The sequence below is a fragment of the Cysteiniphilum sp. GTC20157 genome, from assembly GCF_055396795.1.
Genome location: NZ_AP044698.1, coordinates 422,639 through 443,016 on the forward strand (window position 1 = coordinate 422,639; position 20,378 = coordinate 443,016).

A 20,378-nucleotide genomic window follows, 5' to 3' on the forward strand; every position below is an offset into this window, starting at 1 on the left:
AGAGAAATGATGTTAGCAAATATTATCACCATACTTCCTGAAATCACACTAGGCATTGCCGCACTGGTTGTGATGTTGGCGGATTTATTTTTTGGCAAGAAAGTCAAAAATATTGCCTATATTCTCACACAGGTCTTTTTGATTATTGCCGCTTGGATTTTATTAAAGTCACTTAACTCACATATTCATGTCGGTTTTGAAGGGCAAACCTTATCAACTGAGCTGACCTTTATCTTGCAAGAAGTTATTATACTGGTTGCCTTTTTCGTCTTTATCTATTGCAAAGAATATATTGAAGATAGAAAGCTGCCACAAGGCGAGTTTTATGTCTTGTCAATATTATCTATTCTAGGTGCGCTTGTGTTAACGTCAGCGCATAGCTTATTAACCATCTATATTGGTTTAGAGTTATTGTCGTTACCTTTGTATGCATTGTTAGCCATTCGTCGTGGTTTTGCGACAGGTGCGGAAGCGGCGATCAAATACTTTGTATTAGGTGCAATTGCCTCAGGTTTGTTGCTGTATGGCATGTCATTTATCTATGGTTTTACCGGCAGCTTGGATTTAACGGAAATCGGTAAATACCTTGCGAATCCTCAGGTTGAGCATTCACAAATTGTGTTAATTGCCATGGTATTAATGATTGCAACAGCGACTTTTAAGTTGGGTGCGGTGCCCTTTCATATGTGGGTGCCTGATGTTTATGAAGGCTCACCCAATGCCGTTACGGCTTTTTTAGCCTCAGTACCAAAAGTGGCTGCTTTTGCAATGCTTGTCAATATTCTAATGATTGGCATGCCAGCGCAAGCGTTTGCCTGGAGTAAAGTGCTGACTGTATTAGCGGTACTGTCGATCTTCTTTGGTAACTTGCTGGCGTTAGCTCAGAAAAATGTCAAACGTATGTTGGGTTATTCAACCATTTCACATATTGGTTTTGTGTTATTAGCACTGATATTAAACCCCGCAGCTTTTGCCGTCTCAACGGCGCTTTTTTATGTCATTATCTATGTGCTCATGTCAGCAGCTGGTTTTGGTGTGTTGATCGTATTAAGTGTTCGCGGCAATGAAGTTGAGAACTTGGCAGATTTTGCGGGATTGAATCGTCGTAACCCATGGATTGCCTTTATTATGTTGATCGTGATGTTCTCAATGGCAGGTATCCCACCATTATCAGGTTTTACCGCTAAGCTATTTGTGATTATGGGCTTGATTGATACAGGACACTTAGGATTAGGTATCTATGCCTTAATTATGTCGGTTATCGCGTGTTACTATTATCTACGTGTGATCAAGTCGATGTACTTTGATCTACCGAAAAATCAAACGCCAGTTTATGCCAACAAGGTGACCTTGTTTGGCTTAAGCATCAATGCGGCACTTATTCTACTCCTTGGCGTATTCCCAGCGTTACTCGTGACACTTATTTCACCGATTTATGGGTTGTTTTAAGAGCTATAAATTATTCTTACCTACCATGCTGAAAACTCCCCAAAAATTTAAAAGCGTGTACAATGGTAGCGTCGCTAATTAACCCACCTCAATCGCAGCCAAGTATACCACTTAAAGCGTATCAAAAGACCAGATTGAGCTTAAGAAAATTAAGTCGTCATATCATCTTTTTGCAAATTTTTAAGCGTACGATAAGCGTTTGTGGAATAAGAAATCTGTTTGGTATACAAAAAAATAAGGCGAGTTAAAACTCGCCTAAAATAAAAGATGGTTAAGATGGTTGATTACATAGGAAGCGTATAAGCAACACCTGCTGAAATTGTACCTAATCCGCTGTTTTCGCCTTTGTAAGGCAACCAGTTATATTGGTATTGCGCGAAAATATTAAACTGCTGTAACTGATAGCCAATACCGCCAGCAACGACTGGACGCCATAGGGTTTCATGACTATCTTGATTAGAAAGACCAGTTACATCTAAGGTGTAGTTAATTCTGTTATAGGCGTAGCCTGCTTTAGCAAAGACATTTAAGCCGCCTGTGTGAGGGATATAAAATTTACCTGTTAAGAATAGAGGCACACTAATAACACTTGCTTTCAAGGACTCACTGTTTGTTGCATTAGAGGCGCTAACTTTGCTAACCTCATAAGCATATTGTCCCCCCAACTCAATACCCATGGCTAGCATTGGGCTAAGTGCGTAGTCATAACCGATAAACAGTCCACCAGCAATATTACCGGTATCTTGTGATGCTGAAGTAGCGCCTAGATTATTTTTGGCAGCATTATATTGATCATCAAGTTTTAGTTTTCCTGTTGGTGTGGCAAGCCCTAAATTACCACCGACTACTAGACCGGTTTGCGCGCCAGCAGCAAATGCTGAGCCACTGATTAGTGCCGCAGCAGCGACAGTTGTTGCAATAATTTTCTTCATGATTTGCTCTCCTGTTTTTATTTCAAAAGTAACTTGAACACAATTACCGCCGTCAACGTTAGTCAAAGCATGCTAAAAATGCAAGTTTGATCATATGATTTTGGATAAAAAATGCAGAAAAATATCAAAAAATATCAAATTTTAGCGATATAAAAGGGGTGATGGAAATATTTGTAGTGTTTTTAATGTGTGATTTTGTGATGAGTGTGAAGTTGAAGCGAAACTTTATATTAAAGCTGTTTTTTAGAGTTTTAGTGTTGTCTTTCAATATGCATTCATGTTCATCTTGCAATAAATAATTACCGATAAACAATAAAAAATGATTGCTTAAATGCATTTCAACTTGTTATAGTGTTCGTACCTATTTGTGGTAAAAGTAATCATTCAGGAGAAAATATGTCTAAGTTTAAACAGTCAAGTTATCGTTATTATTGGTTTTTTCAAATATGTTTTTATTTGGTACCAATTGTTACTTTTTTATTTTGGTTAAGCTTTAGTAAAGACTCAGCAAGTAGTGGGCAGTCAAGCTTATTTATGCAGCTTGGAATTGGTAATGATTTGATGCAGTATATTCATGGTGATACGGTGCCACTTGGGACAAAACTGTTGGCATTCTTAATATCGATGATTCCAGGCGGGATTATAATGTATGGGTTGAGTCAATTGATTCTCGTATTTAAAAACTATTCACAAGGAAGTGTATTTGTATATCACAATACACTGGCTTACAAGAAGCTAGGTTACACCTTGTTTGCATGGGTAATTGGTGGGCTTATTTATGATGCACTTATTTCGGTGATTTTAAGCTTTGCCAATCCGCCTGGGCAGCGCATGTTAACATTGAGTTTATCAGGTATCGATCTGGTTAGTTTGATCACCGGAGCGGTTATTATCTTAATTGCCAAGGTAATGCAGCAAGCGCAACAGCTTGAAGAAGAAAGTCATTTGACGATTTAGGAGATGAGTATGGCAATTATTGTAAATTTAGATGTGATGATGGCAATGCGCAAGATGCGCTCAAAAGAGCTGGCAGAGAAAATTGGTATTACAGAGCAGAACTTATCAATTTTAAAAACGGGTAAAGCTAAGGCGATACGTTTTTCAACCTTGGCACTTATCTGTGAGGCCTTAGATTGTCAGCCTGGCGATATTCTCATGTATAGTAATGATATATAAATTTATTACATAGTGAGAGTAGTGAGAGCCAAGCGGTAACCTTTAAATAGTAAAGTTAAAGTTCTTATATTATAAATTTAGCTAGCTTCACCAAGGGCTTTTTGCTATGCTTTGCCAACATTAGCAGCGCTTAATGTATTATCTTTTATGTCAACTCGTATTGAAAATCAACGTACTAAATTTGTCTTTGTTACCGGTGGTGTGGTGTCATCATTAGGCAAAGGGATCACGGCGGCTTCTTTGGCAACTTTATTAGAATGTCGCGGTTTAAATGTTACCTTAATGAAGCTTGATCCTTATATTAATATTGACCCTGGCACAATGAGTCCATTGCAGCACGGTGAGGTATTTGTCACCGAAGATGGTGCTGAGACCGATCTTGATTTGGGGCACTATGAGCGCTTCATTCGCACTAAGATGAGCAAGCGTAATAACTTCACCACAGGACGCGTTTATCAAGATGTGATAAAAAAAGAGCGCCGTGGTGATTATCTTGGTGGTACGATTCAGGTGATTCCACATATTACGGATGAGATTCAGCTTAAAATCTTACAAGGTGTTGAGGATAAGGTTGATGTTGCCATTGTTGAAGTCGGTGGTACGGTAGGTGATATTGAATCATTACCTTTTCTTGAAGCGATTCGCCAATTAGCGCAAGAGCTCGGTAAATCACGTAGTTTATTCTTACACTTGACATTATTGCCTTATATTAAAGCCGCAGGCGAGCTAAAAACAAAACCAACACAGCACTCAGTCAAAGAGTTGCGTTCGATTGGTATTCAGCCTGATATTTTGGTTTGTCGTTGTGAAAAGAGCTTTAGTGAAGATGAGAAACGTAAAATTGCCTTGTTTACTAATGTTGCTGAGTCAGCTGTTTTTAGTGCGGAAGACGTGTCAAGTATTTATGAGATTCCGCGCAAATATCACGATCAAGGGTTAGATATTTGTGTTGTCAGTCAATTAGGACTGCATGTGCGCTCAGCGGATTTATCCGAATGGGATAAAGTGGTTTATGAGATTAATAATCCACAAAAAGAGATCACCATTGCCATGGTTGGTAAGTATGTTAGTTTAACGGAAGCCTATAAGTCATTGAATGAAGCGCTGTTTCATGCCGGAATTCACAATCATGCCAAGGTTAATATTAAATTTATTGACTCAGAAGATATTGAAAAAGGTGATGTTGAAAAAGTCATCGGTAAAGTCGATGGTATTTTAGTGCCAGGTGGCTTTGGGTCACGTGGCGTTGAAGGCAAGATCAAAGCAGTGCAATACGCGCGTGAAAACAAAATCCCATTCTTAGGGATTTGCTTAGGTATGCAGGTTGCTGTGATTGAATATGCACGTAATGTATTGGGATTAAAAAATGCAAATAGCACTGAGTTTGATCCAAAAGCCGAAGATGTTTTAATTGGCTTGATCACTGAGTGGCAAACCGCAACGGGTGACAAAGAAAAGCGCACATCTCAATCTGATATGGGAGGCACAATGCGTCTTGGTGCGCAGTTATGTCATTTGCAAAAGGACAGCTTAGCGCACAGGGTCTATGCCGCAGATAGCATTAAAGAGCGTCATCGCCATCGTTATGAAGTTAATAACAATTATGTTGGAGCATTGGAGGATGCAGGACTTGTGATCAGTGGTAAATCGCAGGATAAGAAGCTGGTTGAGATGGTTGAGATTCCAACACATCCGTGGTTTATCGCTTGCCAATTTCACCCAGAGTTTACCTCAACTCCGCGCGATGGACATCGCTTATTTGAAGGTTTTGTTAAAGCGTGTTTATACCCATCATAAACTAATGGCACTACCTTTAGGAGGATCACTAACCGTCCATGGCAGCTTCGCACTGGAACCTCACGCCATCTTGGCTTAGGATGACAAATCAGAGGGTGTCATTGCGAGTATGGATGCGTGGCAATCCATTTTATCAGGGATGATAGACTTAAGTTCGTTGCAAAGCCTATATTTACAAGTCACTTCTTAAGGTAGTGCCATTAATCAATCGAAGAAGTAAAAGCCTTAGCGACTGAGATGAAGGCAGAAAGCATTGATAAATTCTGAATGAGCGCAATAATAGAGTATTCATCATGTTCCTGGGTAATAATTGTACATTCGCTTGATGTCATCAGCACCTTTTCGCCATAAACTCAATCATCCCAGTTTTAATTAGGAAAAAAATAGTTATACTATGCGCTAAGTTATTTTCCAATAACTTAGCTAGATATAAAGGAACTAAGGAAATCGATATGATCAAGTACTTGTACTTTTTTGTGTCCGCACTGAAAAAGATGGTAAAGCCATTGTCTTTGTTAGGTGTTGGAGACGGAAAATCAAAGCGCAAAAAACCTTTAGCTAAGCCGTTTGTTGCATTGATGGTATTATTGCCAGCAGTGTTGCTTGGGGGATGTTCCTCAGGGGTGTTAGATCCGCAAGGGCCTGTTGCACATCATGAGCTTAGACTGTTAGTGTTTGCTATTTTATTAATGTTAATCGTGGTAATCCCGGTGATTTTCTTGACGTTTTGGTTTGCATGGCGCTATCGCGACTCTGCAACTAAATCAAAATATCGCCCTGAGTGGTCTCACAGCACAGCACTTGAGATCGTCTGGTGGGCGATTCCATGTGTGATTATCTTGATTTTAGGGATTGTAACTTGGGTGACAACGCATTCACTTAATCCATACAAACCATTAGAGTCTGATAAGTCTCCTGTTGAGATTGAGGTGGTCGCATTAGACTGGAAGTGGATGTTTATCTATCCGCAATATGATATTGCAACGGTTAATAAAATTGTTATCCCTGTAGGACACCCGATTAACTTCAGAATCACATCAGCAGCACCTATGAACTCGTTCTTTATTCCGCAACTAGGTGGGCAAATTTATGCGATGACTGGCATGATTACTAAGCTTCATTTGTTGGCAAGCAACCCAGGCGAGTATCGTGGCTTCTCAGCAAATTACACAGGTGAAGGTTTTGCGCATATGCAGTTCTATGCAGATGCAACTTCTGAGGCTGATTTTAAGAAGTGGGTAAGTGAGGCTAAGACATCGAAGAAAGATCTGACTTGGGAGTTTTTCTGGGATCATTTGGCAAAACAATCAATTGATAACCCAGTGACATATTATGGTCAAGTTGATAAGAATTTATTTAATGACATTGTTATGTACTACATGATGCCAAACTATAAACCTGGCATGATGGGGCATATGCATCACATGTCAGAAATGAGCCATTAAAGTGTGAATAAATAGGGAACGAATATGTTAGAAGCATTGATTGGAAGGTTGAGTGATCCGCACACAGCTTTCCCGTATTTGTGGGAACCCGTTAGCCAACAATTGATCATTCTTGGAATGTTTATCTTTATTGTTGTTGGTGGGTTGTTATTAGTAGGTGGTTTGACCTACTTCAAAAAATGGGGCTATTTATGGCGTGAATGGTTTACGACGGTCGACCATAAAAAAATTGGTATTATGTATATCATTGTCGCACTCGTCATGCTGTTTCGTGGCTTTGTCGATGCGGCAATGATGCGTACACAGCAAGCCTTAGCATCAGGCGACAGTACCGGTTATTTGATTCCACAGCATTTTGATCAGATCTTTACCGCTCATGGTGTGATTATGATTTTCTTTGTGGCAATGCCATTGATGTTCGGCTTGATGAATATTGCGATTCCATTGCAGATTGGCGCGCGAGATGTGGCATTTCCATACCTTAACTCATTAAGTTTCTGGCTTTTTGTAGTTGGCGTGGTCTTAGTTAACATGTCGCTATTGATCGGTGATTTTGCGCATACCGGTTGGTTGGCTTATCCACCTTATTCGGAGACTGCTTTTAGTCCCGGGGTCGGGGTAGATTACTGGATATGGGCACTGCAGATATCCGGTATAGGGTCATTAATGACGGGTGTTAACTTCTTTGTCACCATCATTAAAATGCGTTGTAAAGGCATGACATTAATGAAAATGCCAGTATTTACGTGGACATCGCTTTGTTCTGTTATTTTGGTTATTGCTGCATTCCCCGTGCTAACGGTAACCTTAGCGTTATTAACGTTGGATCGTTATATAGGTACAAATTTCTTCACCGTTAGCGGTGGAGGCGATCAGATGATGTATGTCAATTTGATCTGGATCTGGGGGCACCCTGAAGTTTATATTTTGATCTTGCCTGCCTTTGGTATTTTCTCAGAAGTTGCGTCTGTATTCTCTAAGAAGAAACTATTTGGTTACGCCACTATGGTTGGCGCAAGTATTGTTATTACCATTTTGGCATTCTCGGTATGGCTGCATCACTTCTTTACCATGGGCGCTGGCGCCAATGTCAATGCATTCTTTGGTATTATGACAATGATTATTGCGATTCCAACAGGGGTTAAAATCTTTAACTGGTTGTTTACCATGTTCCGTGGGCGTATTACCTTTACCACGCCGATGTATTGGTTGATGGGCTTCTTAGTGACGTTCACTATTGGTGGAATGACCGGTGTATTATTATCCGTACCAGGTGTTGACTTCCAGATGCATAACAGTGTGTTCTTGATCGCGCATTTCCATAACGTCATTATTGGTGGTGTTGTCTTTGGTTACTTTGCTGGACTTATCTATTGGTTTCCGAAAATGTTTGGCTTTAAGCTTAATGAACGCTTAGGTAAATGGTCTTTCTGGTTTTGGATCGTCGGCTTCTTTGTTGCCTTTATGCCACTATACTACTTAGGTGCTATTGGCATGACGCGTCGTTTGTATCACTATGATGCGTCAACTGGTTTCCAACCTTGGCTGATTGTGGCATGGGTTGGTTCCATGTTGATTGCAATTGGTGTGTTGTTACAAATCATTCAAATTATTGTCAGTATCAAAGATCGCCATAAAAACCGTGACTTAACAGGTGATCCTTGGGATGGGCGCACATTAGAGTGGGCAACTGCCTCTCCTGCACCTTTTTATAACTTCGCACATGATCCTGTCGTTGATTCGTTGGATGGCTTTTGGGAGCACAAGAAGAAAGGGCTAAATATTGAAAATCGTCCTGCGACTGAGAAACGCCCATACGAAGATATCCATATGCCAAGAAACACAGGAGTTGCTTTTGTGATTGGCGCATTTGCTTTAGCTTTTGGATTTGCTGCTGTTTGGCATATCTGGTGGTTAGCAGGCGTTGGTTTGTTGGGTATTCTTGCTTCGGTGATTTCACGTTCATTTAATTATGATATCGACTACTATGTGAAAGCAAAAGAAGTGGAAGAAACTGAAGCTGAAATTGAAAAAATGAAGAAGGTGGGCGCATGAGTACTACAGCAGTAGAAAGCCATCACGGTGAACACCACCACCATTATGATGGTTCTAAAAGCGTATTTGGCTTTTGGATTTATATTATGAGTGACTGCGTATTATTTGCGACATTGTTTGCAGTATATGCAGTATTTCACACGCATACATTTGGTGGCCCTAGTGCTAAAGAATTATTTAGCTTGCCATTTGTGTTTGTTGAAACCATGCTGCTTTTGATGAGTAGCTTTACCTTTGGTTTGGCAACGCTATCGCGTAACTCAGGTAATATTAAGCTTATTACGGGTTGGCTATGGGTAACCTTTATCTTAGGTTTGGGTTTCATTATTATGGAAGTCTATGAATTCCATCATTTATATATGGAAGGTCATTCTTGGGCACAAAGTGCTTTTCTATCTTCGTTCTTTACCTTGGTGGGAACGCATGGGTTGCACGTAAGCATTGGTTTAATTTGGATTGTGAGTATGATTTTTCAAATCCGTAAGCATGGTATCACGCCAATGAGCAAAACAAAGTTAACCTACTTAGGTTTGTTCTGGCACTTTTTGGATATCGTGTGGATTTTCGTATTCTCAGTCGTCTACTTAATGGGAGCGATCTAATATGGCAGGCGAACATTTATACGATCATGAAACGGGTGCAGCATATGGTACATATAAGACCTACATTACCGGTTTTGTATTGTCAATCATTATCACCGTTATCGCATTTAGCTTAGTTGGATTTAAGGTCTTTCCTCCAGTTGGACTGTATATCTCGGTAGCAATTTTGGCACTTATCCAACTTTATGTGCAGTTAGTCTTTTTCTTGCACTTAAGTACAGACTCAAAAGCACGCTGGAATATGATTAGCTTCATATTTGCAGTGATTGTTGTATTAATTCTAGTTATCGGTACGTTATGGATTATGTTCAATCTTTACAGCATGATGATGGTCATGTAACGTTAATGAAACTCATTAAACTCATCAAGCCCGGAATTATTTTCGGTAATATCGTTACCTTGTGCGGTGGCTTTTTTGTCGCGGTTCAAGGTAATTTTTCTTGGATCGTTTTTTTAAGTGCACTCATTGGTATGGCATTTGTCATCGCCTGTGGCTGTGTTTTGAATAACTACATTGATCGCGATATTGACCAGTTGATGAAGCGCACACAAAAGCGTCCATCAGCTTGTGGATTAGTATCATTACGTTTTGCCGTGAGTTATGCATTTATCTTAGGTATCATTGGCTTTGTGGCATTGTATCTTGGGACAAATACTTTAACCGTTATTATTGCAGCGATTGGCTTATTTGCCTATGTGGTTGCTTATACACTATGGTTTAAGCGAAGTTCAATCTTTGGTACGGTTGTTGGTGCTATTTCTGGTGCTGTGCCCCCTGTCATTGGCTATACAGCAGTGACGAATCGATTTGATGCAGTTGCATTAACGCTATTTATTATCTTAGTCTGTTGGCAAATGCCGCATTTCTTTGCGATTGCTATTTATCGCAAGGATGACTATGCCGCAGCTAATATTCCAGTTTTGCCACTTAAGCGCAGCATGTTGTACACGCAAGTTAATACACTTATCTTTGTTGTATTATACGTCATTGCTACATTAATGTTGGCAGTGGTTGCACATGTTCATTTGCTGTATTTGGCTGTTGCATTTATCTTAGGCGTTGCATGGATTGCATTGAGTGTTAAAGGGTTTAATGCTGAAGATAAAGCACATTGGGCACGTAAGATGTTTATATTCTCTATTGTCAGTATTACTTTACTCAGTATATTCATGGCAGTGTAGGGGCAATTCTCATGGGCTCATGGGCTCATGGGTAAGGGCAATTCATGAATTGCCCCTACGGGTAATTTAAAATTAGCTATATTTAAACGCCAATTTATCGTTTTTGATTGTGAGTTCAGCGCGGCCGCCAGATGCAAGCTTACCAAAAAGAATTTCTTCAGCTAATGGTTTCTTGATGGATTCCTGAATTAAACGCGCCATTGGACGAGCACCCATTTTTTCATCATAACCATGCGCGGCTAACCAGTCTTTGGCTTTGTCATCAACCTCAAGTGAGACACCGCGTTGATCAAGTTGCCCTTGCAGTTGGGCTAGGAATTTATCAACTACAGATTTAACGTCCTCTTGAGATAGTGACGCAAATTGGATAACAGCATCCAAACGGTTCCTAAACTCAGGTGTGAAGACGCGTTTAAGCGCATCCATGCTATCAGGTGCGCTGTCTTGCTTAGCAAAGCCAATTGAATTTTTCTGTGACTCAAAAGCACCAGCATTGGTTGTCATAATCAAAATGATATTTCTAAAGTCAGCCTTGCGACCATTGTTATCCGTCAATGTCCCATGATCCATTACTTGTAATAACAAGTTATAAATATCAGGGTGCGCTTTTTCGATCTCATCTAAGAGTACAACGGCATAAGGGTGTTTAGTTACTGCTTCGGTTAACAGACCACCTTCTTCATAGCCAACATAGCCAGGAGGTGAGCCAATTAAGCGTGATACGGTATGTCTTTCCATGTACTCAGACATGTCAAAGCGTAGAAGCTCAACACCCAGTAAGTTAGCAAGTTGTTGTGTTACTTCTGTTTTACCAACACCAGTGGGACCAGCAAACAAGAATGACCCCCAAGGTTTATTAGGGTCTCGTAACCCTGCTCGAGCGAGTTTAATGGTATCAACCATCGCTTCAATGGCTTTGTCTTGTCCGTAAACAAGCATCTTAAGGTCTTTACCAAGGTTTGCCATCGAGCTTTTATCTGATGCTGAAACCGTTTTGGCAGGGATTCGCGCTAAACGTGCAACCATATTTTCAACATCGGTAACATTGATCAGTTTCTTTTTCTTTGCATTGCTACTTGTACGTTGATAAGCGCCAAGCTCGTCAATCACGTCGATTGCTTTATCGGGTAAAAAGCGCTCCGTAATATATTTGGCGGATAACTCAGCTGCAGCTTGTAATGCTGGTAATGTATATTTGATATTATGATGATCTTCAAAATAGGGCTTCAGTCCCTTTAATATCTCAAATGTCTGATCAATTGTCGGTTCTTCGACATCGACTTTTTGGAAACGTCTCGCCAGTGCGTGATCTTTTTCAAAAATCGTACGATATTCTTGGTAAGTGGTTGAACCAACACACTTTAAATCACCAGAGGCAAGCGCCGGTTTTATTAAGTTTGATGCATCCATAACCCCGCCTGAGGCAGCACCTGCGCCGACAATGGTGTGGATTTCATCGATAAATAAAATAGCACCTTCTTCTTCCTCTAGCTGTTTGAGTACTTCTTTAAAACGTTTCTCAAAATCACCACGGTATTTGGTGCCTGCAAGTAATGTGCCCATATCAAGAGAGTAGATAACGCCATTTGCTAAAACATCAGGCACTTGCTTATCGACGATTTTTTTGGCTAAGCCTTCGGCAATAGCCGTTTTACCAACACCGGCTTCACCAACAAGCAAGGGATTGTTTTTACGACGACGACATAGCACTTGAGTGACACGCTCAATTTCATAATCACGTCCAATTAAACGATCAATTTTACCATCTTTGGCACGTTGATTAAGATTAACGGCATATAGCTCAAGGGGTGTTTTCTCTTTTTGCTCTTCAGTTGGCGCATTTGAAATGGTTTGTTGCGTACTTTGACTGGTATTGTTATTGTTTGAAACACCATGTGAAAGGTAGTTGACGACATCTAAACGTGTAACATTCTGCTGCTTAAGAAAGCTTACGGCTTGGCTGTCTTGCTCACTGAAAATAGCGACTAACACATTTGAACCTTGCACTTCACCACGTCCTGAGGATTGCACATGAAAGACCGCGCGTTGCAAGACGCGCTGAAAGCCAAGTGTTGGTTGGGTATCTTTGCCGTCCTCAGTCAGTTTTGGTGTGGATTGATCAATAAATGCATTTAAAATGTTTTTAAGCTCGGGAAGGTTAGCTCCACATGCTTTTAATACTTTTTTAGCATCAGCATTATCGACCAACGCACTTAATAAGTGCTCAACAGTTAAATACTCATGTTTTAGGTCTCTTGCATGCTGAAATGCTTGATTTAATGTTTGTTCTAGTTCCTTACTTAGCATACGACACCTGCAATAGTTTATGATCCTTATGCTTTATAATAGACGAATTGCAGGCACAAAAAAACTCGAAACTATTAAATCGAGTTTTTTTTAATAAAAAAGTAAGTCAGGACGAATAAGCGCGTTAAGCTTTACTCGTGATAAGCATCAGTGGATGCCCCGCTTTTTGTGCAATTTCCATTGCTTTGCAAGCCATGGTTTCAGCTAAGTCTTTAGCGTATTTGCCACAGAGTGCTTTTCCTTTGTAGTGGGCTTCCATAGTGACCTTCTCAGCCTTTTGAGCATGGAGTTTAAAAATGCTTTGCATTAGTTCAAGAACAAATTCCATGGGTGTAAAATCATCATTGAGAACATAGACGTTGCGCATTAGCGCACCATTTTGCTCAGTCATTGGCTGTTGAAAGGCGGTTTTTGTGTGTTGAGTTAGTTCAATATCAAGATCTAACATGGTTAACTCCTTATGTTCAACAAAATCACCTGATTTACATGTTGATGAATGGATTGAGTTTATTTTTATTCAATTGTTTTATACGTTGTTTGCTATGCAATCAAGTGGGCTCTCGGATCAAAACGCCAAAAAGTTGATCGCGTTTTAACCGCTGGCAGTATTACAGCAAAAAGTATTTAAAAATGCAAGTGAATCTCTGGTTAATGTGCAGCCAATTTTTATGGGTGTCTTTCAAAGCCTGTGGCTAGGTGCTTTTTGTCCACACTTGCTTGTTTTAGAAATGTTGCATTGTGTCATTTAGAGAATTCACCAAAATAAGTTGCACCAGCTATCACCTCTCTCCTTGTGGGAGAGGTCGTGCAGCTTAAGCTGCACGGGTGAGGAGTAAAGCGCAACTTATTCTTGATTCATTACTTACTGGCTAACCAATCACGAACAGGTAGAAAATCGGTATAGAGTTTTTCCTCTTGGGATCCTGCTTGTGGATGATAGTTATAAACCCATTTCACTAAAGGAGGCAAAGACATCAAAATTGACTCAGTGCGACCTGATGACTGCAAACCAAAATGAGTTCCGCGATCAATCACCAGATTAAATTCAACATAGCGTCCACGGCGATAAAGTTGAAAATCGCGTTCGCGCTGACCATAGTCCATATCTTTGCGCGTGTCTAAAATGGGTGCATAGGCTTTGATATAATAATTCCCTACAGACTGGGTAAAGGCAAAGCATTTTTCAAAATCCCACTCATTTAAATAATCAAAGAATAAACCACCAATGCCGCGACACTCCTGCCTATGTGGCAAATAAAAGTATTCATCACATTGTTTTTTGTATTTGTCATAGGTGTTGTCACCAAAGTCTTTACAGGCATTATATGCCATGGTATGCCAGTGAATGCAGTCTTCTTCAAAACCGTAAAAGGGTGTTAAATCAAACCCGCCTCCAAACCACCAACAGGGTGTTTGACCTTTTTTTTCAGCAATAAAAAAACGTACATTCATGTGTGAAGTTGGTGCATAAGGGTTTTGTGGGTGAATGACCAGTGACACGCCCATTGCTTGAAATGAAAACCCTGTCAGTTCAGGTTTCATGGCTAAAATGGCTTTGGGTAGTTCATTGCCTTCAATATGTGAGAAGTTCACCCCACCTTTTTCAATAACATTGCCATTTTCTAATACACGGGTGCGCCCACCACCTTGACCATTTTGATATTGCCAGTTATCTTCCTGAAAGCGCTGACCATCAATTTCTTCTAATTTGGCGCAAATATCATCTTGTAGTGCTAAGAGATAGTTTTTTACGCGTTGAATATCGTCTGTTGTTACCATGATTTGATCTCACTTTGATAATGTTGTTCAAGATGTTTTCTTAATTTAACCAGTTGCCCGTGAAAGAAATGTCCAACGTTATTCAGGCGAATAAATGTTGCATCAACCGTGGTCTTTTGGATAAAAAAATCACTGACTGCCGTGTAACTTACCACTTCATCATCAACGCCTTGAATAAGACACCACGGCATTGTAGGCTCAGGCTGTTGTTCCAGTGGAAAGTTAACAACAGCAGGAGCGATGGTTAATAAAGATTTAATACTATTTTTGTAGTGTGTTGCTGCTTTATAGGCAATAGAACCGCCAAAAGAAAAGCCCGCTAGGATGATTTGTTGACTGGGTTTTCTCTGGTGTACATCATCAATCACCGATAAAGTGTCTTGTAGTTCACCGATACCGTCAGCATACTCACCTTGACTTTGCCCAACACCGCGGTAGTTAAAACGTACAGCTTCAATACCTAGATTATTAAATGCTTTGGCAATGGTGGTGATAACCTTATTGTTCATTGTGCCTTGAAATAAAGGGTGTGGGTGGCAAATAACTGCAGTTACTGTAGGGTAGAGACTCTCCTTAGGTGTGTCAACGATTGTTTCAATAACGCCTGACTCACCTTGAATAAAGAATTGTTGCATATTGCGTACGATGTTTACCTGATGATATTACGCTTGATTTTAACAAAGCATGTATACCCATCACAAACCATTTTACAGAATTTCTTGCTTCGCACTTCCCGTGCTTTTGTCATGATCAAGCATGCACTACTGGCAACAGCGCAAGTTTACTTCTACAATATGATTTATATCTGATTGACATGGAGTTTCAATGTCCGCTGAAATAAGATTAAACGATAATTTGTTAATGGCATTAACTGATATCGAGCGTTATATTCCACCTACAAATATAAGTGTGCAAAGCTTACCAGAAGAATATAAACAGGTACTTGTCACTGGTGCCAATGGTTATCTTGGCGTGCACTTGATTGATGAGTTGATGCGAAATACCAAGGCAGTAATTCATTGTGCGATTCGAGGAGATTCATACTCAGATGCTAAAGCAAAGCTTGATGCTAATCTTAAACGCTATGGATTTAATGCGCATATTGATCATTCGCGCCTTAAGATTGTTATTGTCAATTTGGCAGAGGTCAAACTTGGCTTAAGTGATAATGATTGGGAGTCACTAAGTACGAATCTTGATGCGATTTATCACAATGGCGCTTACGTTCACCATTTGCAAAGTTATGAGCGTATGGCGCCCACCAATGTTGGCAGTACTGCTGAGATTATTAAACTAGCTTGTCATATTAAGCCAAAGCGTATTCACTTTATTTCAACAAAATATGCAGCGGTTAACTGCGTTTCAACCATTGCGCGTGAAGGCATGCCGCCAGTGGCACCCATTCATCCAGATATTAGTTTTGGTTATACGGTGACTAAGTGGGCAGCAGAGTGGTTGCTGTGGAAAGCGCAAGCGCATGGTATTGCAGTTGATATTTATCGCTTAGGGCAAATCACAGGGCAATCGACCACGGCCAAAAGTAATTATGAGAAAAATAATCTAACACGTTTTATTCTAGGCTGTATTGAGATGGGTGTCGCACCTGATCTACACTCGCAACATGAGATGATTCCGGTGGATCAAGTGGCACAAAGTATTATCGCTTTATCACAATTGGCTTATACACAAGCCAATGGTTGGAATATTGTTAATAACGTACAAATAACACACGCGGATATCTTTGGCATTATGAATGATTTAGGTTATAAAGTTGAGGTTATTGCACTAGATCAATGGCGCAGTAAACTGAGAAAAATTGCTGAAAGCAACCCGCTTTTTCCGTTGATTGATTACTATGACAATGAGGAGACTATTCCCTTTATTACCACAGAAAATAGCAAAACGATGAGTGCTTTAGAGCGCTTGGGTGTTAATATTACCGAGGATTATCATGGGTTATTTGCAAGGTATTTAGATTATTGGCAGTCATTAGATTTTACTAGTTTAAGACGTTAACCTCTATTTTAAGTGGCTATTTGATGAATCAAGCATAAGTTGCATTGGCTAGTACCTCTCCCCTTGAGGGAGAGGTCGTGTAGTTTGAACTACGCGGGTGAGGGGTAAACTCAACTTATTCATGATTAATTACTATTTTTAGGTGCTTACAAATGATAGATTTAATTTTAGATAAATGAATGAATTAAAGGCAATTCAATGTTTCAAGGCGATTTTTCATTAGTACAGTTAGCGTCATTCTTGGCAGTTGCTAAACACATGAGCTTTACTAAGGCGGCTGATGCTCTAGGGATTACAAAATCTGCGATTAGCCAGAATATTAAACAGTTAGAATCATTGGCAAAGGCAGATTTGCTGATACGCACAACACGCAAGGTGGAGCTCACGCGCGAAGGACACAAGTTATTAATGCAGTGTCAGCGTTTAGAAAGTGAATGGTTTGGCATTGGGCAGTTGATTAATAGCTTTGATGAGCACCCAGAAGGCGTGCTTTGTATTAGTAGCAATTATTATTTTGTTAAAGAAAATTTGGCGCCCATTATCAAGCGCTATTTGCAATTGTATCCAAGCATGGAGGTTAAACTGATTGTTGAGGAACGTATGCCGGAGTTATATCAGGAAAAAGTTGATATTGTATTTGGTGTGAATTGGACGCCACCGGATGATGTGGTGGCTTATCGCTTAAGCAGTACCGATTATGTTTTATGTGCATCTGCTGAGTACTTGCAACGTAAAGGCTCACCTAAAAGCATCGCACAACTAACATCACATGACTTGATAACACACAGTGGGCGTGATGCGATTATATTGGGTCAACCACAGTTAAATGCACAATGTCAGTCGCGTTTAAGTGTTAATAATATCAGTTGCATGAAACGTTTTGCCATAGATGGACTAGGTATTATCCAAGCGCATCGTTATATGCTCACTGATGAGTTAAAAAGTGGTACTTTAGTCGAGATTAAAATACCGGATTTTACGTCGCCTCAGGTCAATATCAATATGTACTATCAAAAACAGCAGTATGTTCAGCCAAAGATTAAAACTTTTGTTGAATTGGTTAAGGAAATGATTTAGCTAAAATGCGTTAAAATATACCGTTAGACTTTAAAATGGTTTGTGATGGGTATAATATGCAAGTCATGAATTCTGCAATAAAAAAGAGTCATTATGTCAATGCGTCGTCATTCATTTTTAGATCAATGCTTAGGGGAGCTGCAGCATTTTGTGAAGTCTGTCGTTTTGCCCGCAACAAATCCAATGTCAGCAACACCAGCGCTTGATATGAATGAACCAGAACTTGACGCGACTGAGTCAAAACATGTGGCGGGACTTATGCGTGTTGATCATACCGGTGAGATTTGTGCGCAAGCGCTCTACAGAGGACAAGCCTTTGTAGCTAAAACGCATGAAACACGTGCGCATTTACATCATGCTGCAGAGGAAGAGTATGATCATTTGTCGTGGTGCGAAACACGCTTAGATGATTTGGATGCGAAAAAGAGTTTCCTCAATCCTCTATGGTATGTTGGATCCTTTTCGATTGGTGCGCTAGCTGGGCTTGTTAGTGATAAAGTAAGCTATGGTTTTGTCATTGAAACTGAAAAACAGGTGATGCGCCATTTAGAAGCACATTTAAATGAATTACCCGCCCAAGATGAGAAATCACGTGTGATTTTGATGCAAATGTATAAAGATGAGCAATCACATGCCGATGAAGCAGCCCTTGCCGGAGGTGTTGAATTTCCATTATGGGCGAAGCTGATTATGAAAGCCCAGTCAAAAGTTATGACAACCTTGGCGTATCGAATATAGAAAACGGGATACGCCAATGTGCTATGCGGTTAATGATGCTCTTTATGGCTTAGAATATACTTCTCTTTAAGCTCTTGCTTTAATACCTTACCCACTGGATTCTTAGGTAACTCTTCCAAAAACATAATGTCTTTTGGTGTTTTGTAATGCGCAAGACGCGTATAGCAGAACTCGGTAATTTCTTTGGCAGTAAGTGATTGGCTATCTTCAAGCACCACGAAAGCAAAGGGTTTCTCGCCACTTGAGTGCGATGGCGCACCGACAACAGCAACATCTTTGACTGCGGGGATCTGCAAAATGGTATTTTCAATTTCTTTTGGAAAAACGTTAAAGCCAGAAACAATCAGCATATTTTTGGAGCGCCCTGAAATGGTTAAGCGCCCCATGTCATCCAAAAATCCAATGTCTCCTGTTTTAAGCCATCCATCACCGGTAAAGTGCTCTTTAGTGATTTTATCCAAATGCCAGAACCCTGGAGATTGTTGTGGTCCTTTGACCCAGATTTCACCATTTTCATTGGCAGGCAAATGATTGCCGTCATCGTCACGAATGGATATATCGGTACTGGGCAGTGGATAACCTACGGTGCCATTGAAAACATCATCATCAAAACGATTAATGGTAACAGCTGGCGACATCTCAGATAAACCATATGCCTCGTGAATGGTCACGCCTGTTACTGCTTTCCAATCATCTGCAATGCGTTTAACCGTTGACATGCCGCCACTTAATGTATATTTGAAATGTGGGAATGTCGATTGGCGAAATGTGTCATTATGCAAAAGCGCGGCATACAAAGTATTAATACTGTTAAAAATGGTAAATGGCGTTTTTTGCATGGTTTTAACCAGAGACTTGATATCCCGTGGGTTAGGGATAAGTACATGCTTAGAACCGGCAAGATAAAAGGTGAAAAAATTAGCCGTTAATGCAAAGATATGATAAAGCGGTAATGCGCCAATAAGGATTTGCTTATCCAACTCAACTTGGTTACCAATCCAAAGCCATACTTGTTGGATGTTAGCAACAATATTGCGATGTAATAATATGGTGCCTTTGGGCTTGCCAGTGGTGCCACTTGAGTATTGTAAGCATGCCATATCATCACAAGAAATAGTGACACTTTGTTCATCAAATGCAAGGTGGTAATTTAGGGCTGTGGTTAGTTTGTGAAATTGTGAACGATCATGCTTGCTTTTCATGCCTTTGAGATGTGTGGCAACAAAATGAATAATTTGTTTTTTAGGAAAGTCATACAAGTCGACAAGATCTGTTGCGATCATATGCTTAACATGTGGCAAATCTTTTTTTGCTTCTTGCACTAAATGAGCAAATGTGCTTAGTACAAAAATGCCGGTGGCACCGGAATCTTCCATGATTTCTTTAATCTCATGTGCGGTATAGAGTGGATTGATGTTAACAAAGCTTGCGCCTATTTTGAGAATACTGATAAGCACGATCGGGAATTGCAGCAGGTTGGGTAGCATAATTGCAATTTTATCACCTTGTTTAAAGCCGAGTTCATAATGTAAAAATGCTGCAACTTTGTTACTGTAATGGTCGACTTGTTCGTAGGTTATATCATGATCATGGCAGGATAGAGCGAGGTTTTTTGGGAACTTCAATGCTGCTTGTTTTAGCATTGAGGTTAATGTTTCCGTTGAAGCTGAAATTTCGCTCGGTACGCCATTTGGGTAGTGTTTAATCCATGGTTTTTCTGACATAGTGTCTTCTCTCCGTTTTATCATAAAATCAAAAAAGCATAAATAATCAAGCTAAGCTAAAAAGCTAAATAAGCAAATATACCAAAAATAAGCTTAGCC

At 40.0% G+C, this 20,378-nt stretch carries 18 protein-coding genes; 12 read left to right on the top strand and 6 right to left on the bottom strand.

Annotated features, from left to right (window positions below; genetic code table 11):
• Nucleotides 1-6: 6 nt before the first annotated feature.
• A complete protein-coding gene (nuoN, locus tag ACZ5V8_RS01870) occupies nt 7-1,449 on the top strand; it encodes an NADH-quinone oxidoreductase subunit NuoN (RefSeq protein WP_464218126.1) in 1,443 nt (480 codons plus the stop codon).
• Between the two features lie 284 nt (nt 1,450-1,733).
• Here the strand turns inward: nuoN and ACZ5V8_RS01875 are convergent, their stop codons facing one another.
• A complete protein-coding gene (locus ACZ5V8_RS01875) occupies nt 1,734-2,381 on the bottom strand; it encodes an outer membrane protein (RefSeq protein ID WP_464218127.1) in 648 nt (215 codons plus the stop codon).
• Between the two features lie 396 nt (nt 2,382-2,777).
• Between ACZ5V8_RS01875 and ACZ5V8_RS01880 the strand changes: the two genes are divergently transcribed.
• The 8 genes from ACZ5V8_RS01880 (at nt 2,778) to cyoE (ending at nt 10,638) form a co-directional block, all read left to right on the top strand.
• The gene (locus ACZ5V8_RS01880) at nt 2,778-3,338 is read left to right on the top strand and encodes a DUF2975 domain-containing protein (protein ID WP_464218128.1); all 561 of its coding nucleotides are present in this window, start codon (nt 2,778-2,780) and stop codon (nt 3,336-3,338) included.
• A 9-nt stretch (nt 3,339-3,347) separates the two neighbouring features.
• The gene (locus tag ACZ5V8_RS01885; RefSeq protein WP_440615978.1) at nt 3,348-3,557 is read left to right on the top strand and encodes a helix-turn-helix domain-containing protein; all 210 of its coding nucleotides are present in this window, start codon (nt 3,348-3,350) and stop codon (nt 3,555-3,557) included.
• A 147-nt stretch (nt 3,558-3,704) separates the two neighbouring features.
• Nucleotides 3,705-5,354 carry a CTP synthase gene (locus ACZ5V8_RS01890; RefSeq protein WP_464218129.1) on the top strand — a complete coding sequence of 550 codons (1,650 nt, stop codon included), beginning with the start codon at nt 3,705-3,707 and terminating at the stop codon, nt 5,352-5,354.
• Between the two features lie 578 nt (nt 5,355-5,932).
• Complete coding sequence (gene cyoA, locus ACZ5V8_RS01895; RefSeq protein WP_464218700.1) at nt 5,933-6,799, top strand: ubiquinol oxidase subunit II; 867 nt, start codon at nt 5,933-5,935, stop codon at nt 6,797-6,799.
• Between the two features lie 24 nt (nt 6,800-6,823).
• Nucleotides 6,824-8,854, top strand: coding sequence for a cytochrome o ubiquinol oxidase subunit I (gene cyoB, locus ACZ5V8_RS01900; RefSeq protein ID WP_440615976.1), 2,031 nt, complete (start codon nt 6,824-6,826; stop codon nt 8,852-8,854).
• The gene (gene cyoC / locus ACZ5V8_RS01905) at nt 8,851-9,456 is read left to right on the top strand and encodes a cytochrome o ubiquinol oxidase subunit III (RefSeq protein WP_440615974.1); all 606 of its coding nucleotides are present in this window, start codon (nt 8,851-8,853) and stop codon (nt 9,454-9,456) included. The genes cyoB and cyoC overlap by 4 nt, the downstream gene beginning before the upstream one ends.
• Before the next feature lies 1 nt (nt 9,457).
• Nucleotides 9,458-9,796 carry a cytochrome o ubiquinol oxidase subunit IV gene (cyoD, locus tag ACZ5V8_RS01910; RefSeq protein WP_440615973.1) on the top strand — a complete coding sequence of 113 codons (339 nt, stop codon included), beginning with the start codon at nt 9,458-9,460 and terminating at the stop codon, nt 9,794-9,796.
• Nucleotides 9,754-10,638 (top strand): heme o synthase, encoded by an 885-nt coding sequence (gene cyoE / locus ACZ5V8_RS01915; protein ID WP_464218130.1) that lies wholly within the window; start codon nt 9,754-9,756, stop codon nt 10,636-10,638. The genes cyoD and cyoE overlap by 43 nt, the downstream gene beginning before the upstream one ends.
• Nucleotides 10,639-10,710: 72 nt before the next feature.
• Here cyoE and clpA read toward each other — a convergent pair whose 3' ends face one another.
• The 4 genes from clpA to ACZ5V8_RS01935 form a co-directional block, all read right to left on the bottom strand.
• Nucleotides 10,711-12,945 (bottom strand): ATP-dependent Clp protease ATP-binding subunit ClpA, encoded by a 2,235-nt coding sequence (gene clpA, locus ACZ5V8_RS01920; protein ID WP_440615970.1) that lies wholly within the window; start codon nt 12,943-12,945, stop codon nt 10,711-10,713.
• Between the two features lie 124 nt (nt 12,946-13,069).
• Nucleotides 13,070-13,393: an ATP-dependent Clp protease adaptor ClpS gene (locus tag ACZ5V8_RS01925; RefSeq protein ID WP_440615969.1), complete on the bottom strand. Its 324-nt coding sequence runs from the start codon at nt 13,391-13,393 to the stop codon at nt 13,070-13,072.
• Between the two features lie 410 nt (nt 13,394-13,803).
• A complete protein-coding gene (hemF, locus tag ACZ5V8_RS01930) occupies nt 13,804-14,724 on the bottom strand; it encodes an oxygen-dependent coproporphyrinogen oxidase (RefSeq protein WP_464218131.1) in 921 nt (306 codons plus the stop codon).
• Nucleotides 14,718-15,359, bottom strand: a complete 642-nt coding sequence (locus ACZ5V8_RS01935; RefSeq protein ID WP_464218132.1) for an alpha/beta hydrolase — start codon at nt 15,357-15,359, stop codon at nt 14,718-14,720. Before ACZ5V8_RS01935 ends, hemF begins: the two co-directional genes overlap by 7 nt.
• A gap of 190 nt (nt 15,360-15,549) precedes the next feature.
• Between ACZ5V8_RS01935 and ACZ5V8_RS01940 the strand changes: the two genes are divergently transcribed.
• The 3 genes from ACZ5V8_RS01940 (at nt 15,550) to coq7 (ending at nt 18,555) form a co-directional block, all read left to right on the top strand.
• Nucleotides 15,550-16,740: a thioester reductase domain-containing protein gene (locus ACZ5V8_RS01940; protein ID WP_464218133.1), complete on the top strand. Its 1,191-nt coding sequence runs from the start codon at nt 15,550-15,552 to the stop codon at nt 16,738-16,740.
• A gap of 198 nt (nt 16,741-16,938) precedes the next feature.
• On the top strand, nt 16,939-17,817 hold the full coding sequence (locus tag ACZ5V8_RS01945) for a LysR family transcriptional regulator (RefSeq protein ID WP_464218134.1): 879 nt from the start codon (nt 16,939-16,941) through the stop codon (nt 17,815-17,817).
• 99 nt (nt 17,818-17,916) lie between these two features.
• Complete coding sequence (coq7, locus tag ACZ5V8_RS01950) at nt 17,917-18,555, top strand: 2-polyprenyl-3-methyl-6-methoxy-1,4-benzoquinone monooxygenase (protein ID WP_464218701.1); 639 nt, start codon at nt 17,917-17,919, stop codon at nt 18,553-18,555.
• Between the two features lie 29 nt (nt 18,556-18,584).
• Here coq7 and ACZ5V8_RS01955 read toward each other — a convergent pair whose 3' ends face one another.
• Nucleotides 18,585-20,279, bottom strand: a complete 1,695-nt coding sequence (locus ACZ5V8_RS01955) for an AMP-binding protein (protein ID WP_464218135.1) — start codon at nt 20,277-20,279, stop codon at nt 18,585-18,587.
• Nucleotides 20,280-20,378 lie beyond the last annotated feature (99 nt).

Bases quoted from the DNA above. Each gene is read 5' to 3' on its own strand.
- nuoN (WP_464218126.1), top strand. From the start codon at position 7: ATGATGTTAGCAAATATTATCACCATACTTCCTGAAATCACACTAGGC.
- ACZ5V8_RS01875 (WP_464218127.1), bottom strand. From the start codon at position 2,381: ATGAAGAAAATTATTGCAACAACTGTCGCTGCTGCGGCACTAATCAGT.
- ACZ5V8_RS01880 (WP_464218128.1), top strand. From the start codon at position 2,778: ATGTCTAAGTTTAAACAGTCAAGTTATCGTTATTATTGGTTTTTTCAA.
- ACZ5V8_RS01885 (WP_440615978.1), top strand. From the start codon at position 3,348: ATGGCAATTATTGTAAATTTAGATGTGATGATGGCAATGCGCAAGATG.
- ACZ5V8_RS01890 (WP_464218129.1), top strand. From the start codon at position 3,705: ATGTCAACTCGTATTGAAAATCAACGTACTAAATTTGTCTTTGTTACC.
- cyoA (WP_464218700.1), top strand. From the start codon at position 5,933: ATGGTATTATTGCCAGCAGTGTTGCTTGGGGGATGTTCCTCAGGGGTG.
- cyoB (WP_440615976.1), top strand. From the start codon at position 6,824: ATGTTAGAAGCATTGATTGGAAGGTTGAGTGATCCGCACACAGCTTTC.
- cyoC (WP_440615974.1), top strand. From the start codon at position 8,851: ATGAGTACTACAGCAGTAGAAAGCCATCACGGTGAACACCACCACCAT.
- cyoD (WP_440615973.1), top strand. From the start codon at position 9,458: ATGGCAGGCGAACATTTATACGATCATGAAACGGGTGCAGCATATGGT.
- cyoE (WP_464218130.1), top strand. From the start codon at position 9,754: ATGGATTATGTTCAATCTTTACAGCATGATGATGGTCATGTAACGTTA.
- clpA (WP_440615970.1), bottom strand. From the start codon at position 12,945: ATGCTAAGTAAGGAACTAGAACAAACATTAAATCAAGCATTTCAGCAT.
- ACZ5V8_RS01925 (WP_440615969.1), bottom strand. From the start codon at position 13,393: ATGTTAGATCTTGATATTGAACTAACTCAACACACAAAAACCGCCTTT.
- hemF (WP_464218131.1), bottom strand. From the start codon at position 14,724: ATGGTAACAACAGACGATATTCAACGCGTAAAAAACTATCTCTTAGCA.
- ACZ5V8_RS01935 (WP_464218132.1), bottom strand. From the start codon at position 15,359: ATGCAACAATTCTTTATTCAAGGTGAGTCAGGCGTTATTGAAACAATC.
- ACZ5V8_RS01940 (WP_464218133.1), top strand. From the start codon at position 15,550: ATGTCCGCTGAAATAAGATTAAACGATAATTTGTTAATGGCATTAACT.
- ACZ5V8_RS01945 (WP_464218134.1), top strand. From the start codon at position 16,939: ATGTTTCAAGGCGATTTTTCATTAGTACAGTTAGCGTCATTCTTGGCA.
- coq7 (WP_464218701.1), top strand. From the start codon at position 17,917: ATGCGTCGTCATTCATTTTTAGATCAATGCTTAGGGGAGCTGCAGCAT.
- ACZ5V8_RS01955 (WP_464218135.1), bottom strand. From the start codon at position 20,279: ATGTCAGAAAAACCATGGATTAAACACTACCCAAATGGCGTACCGAGC.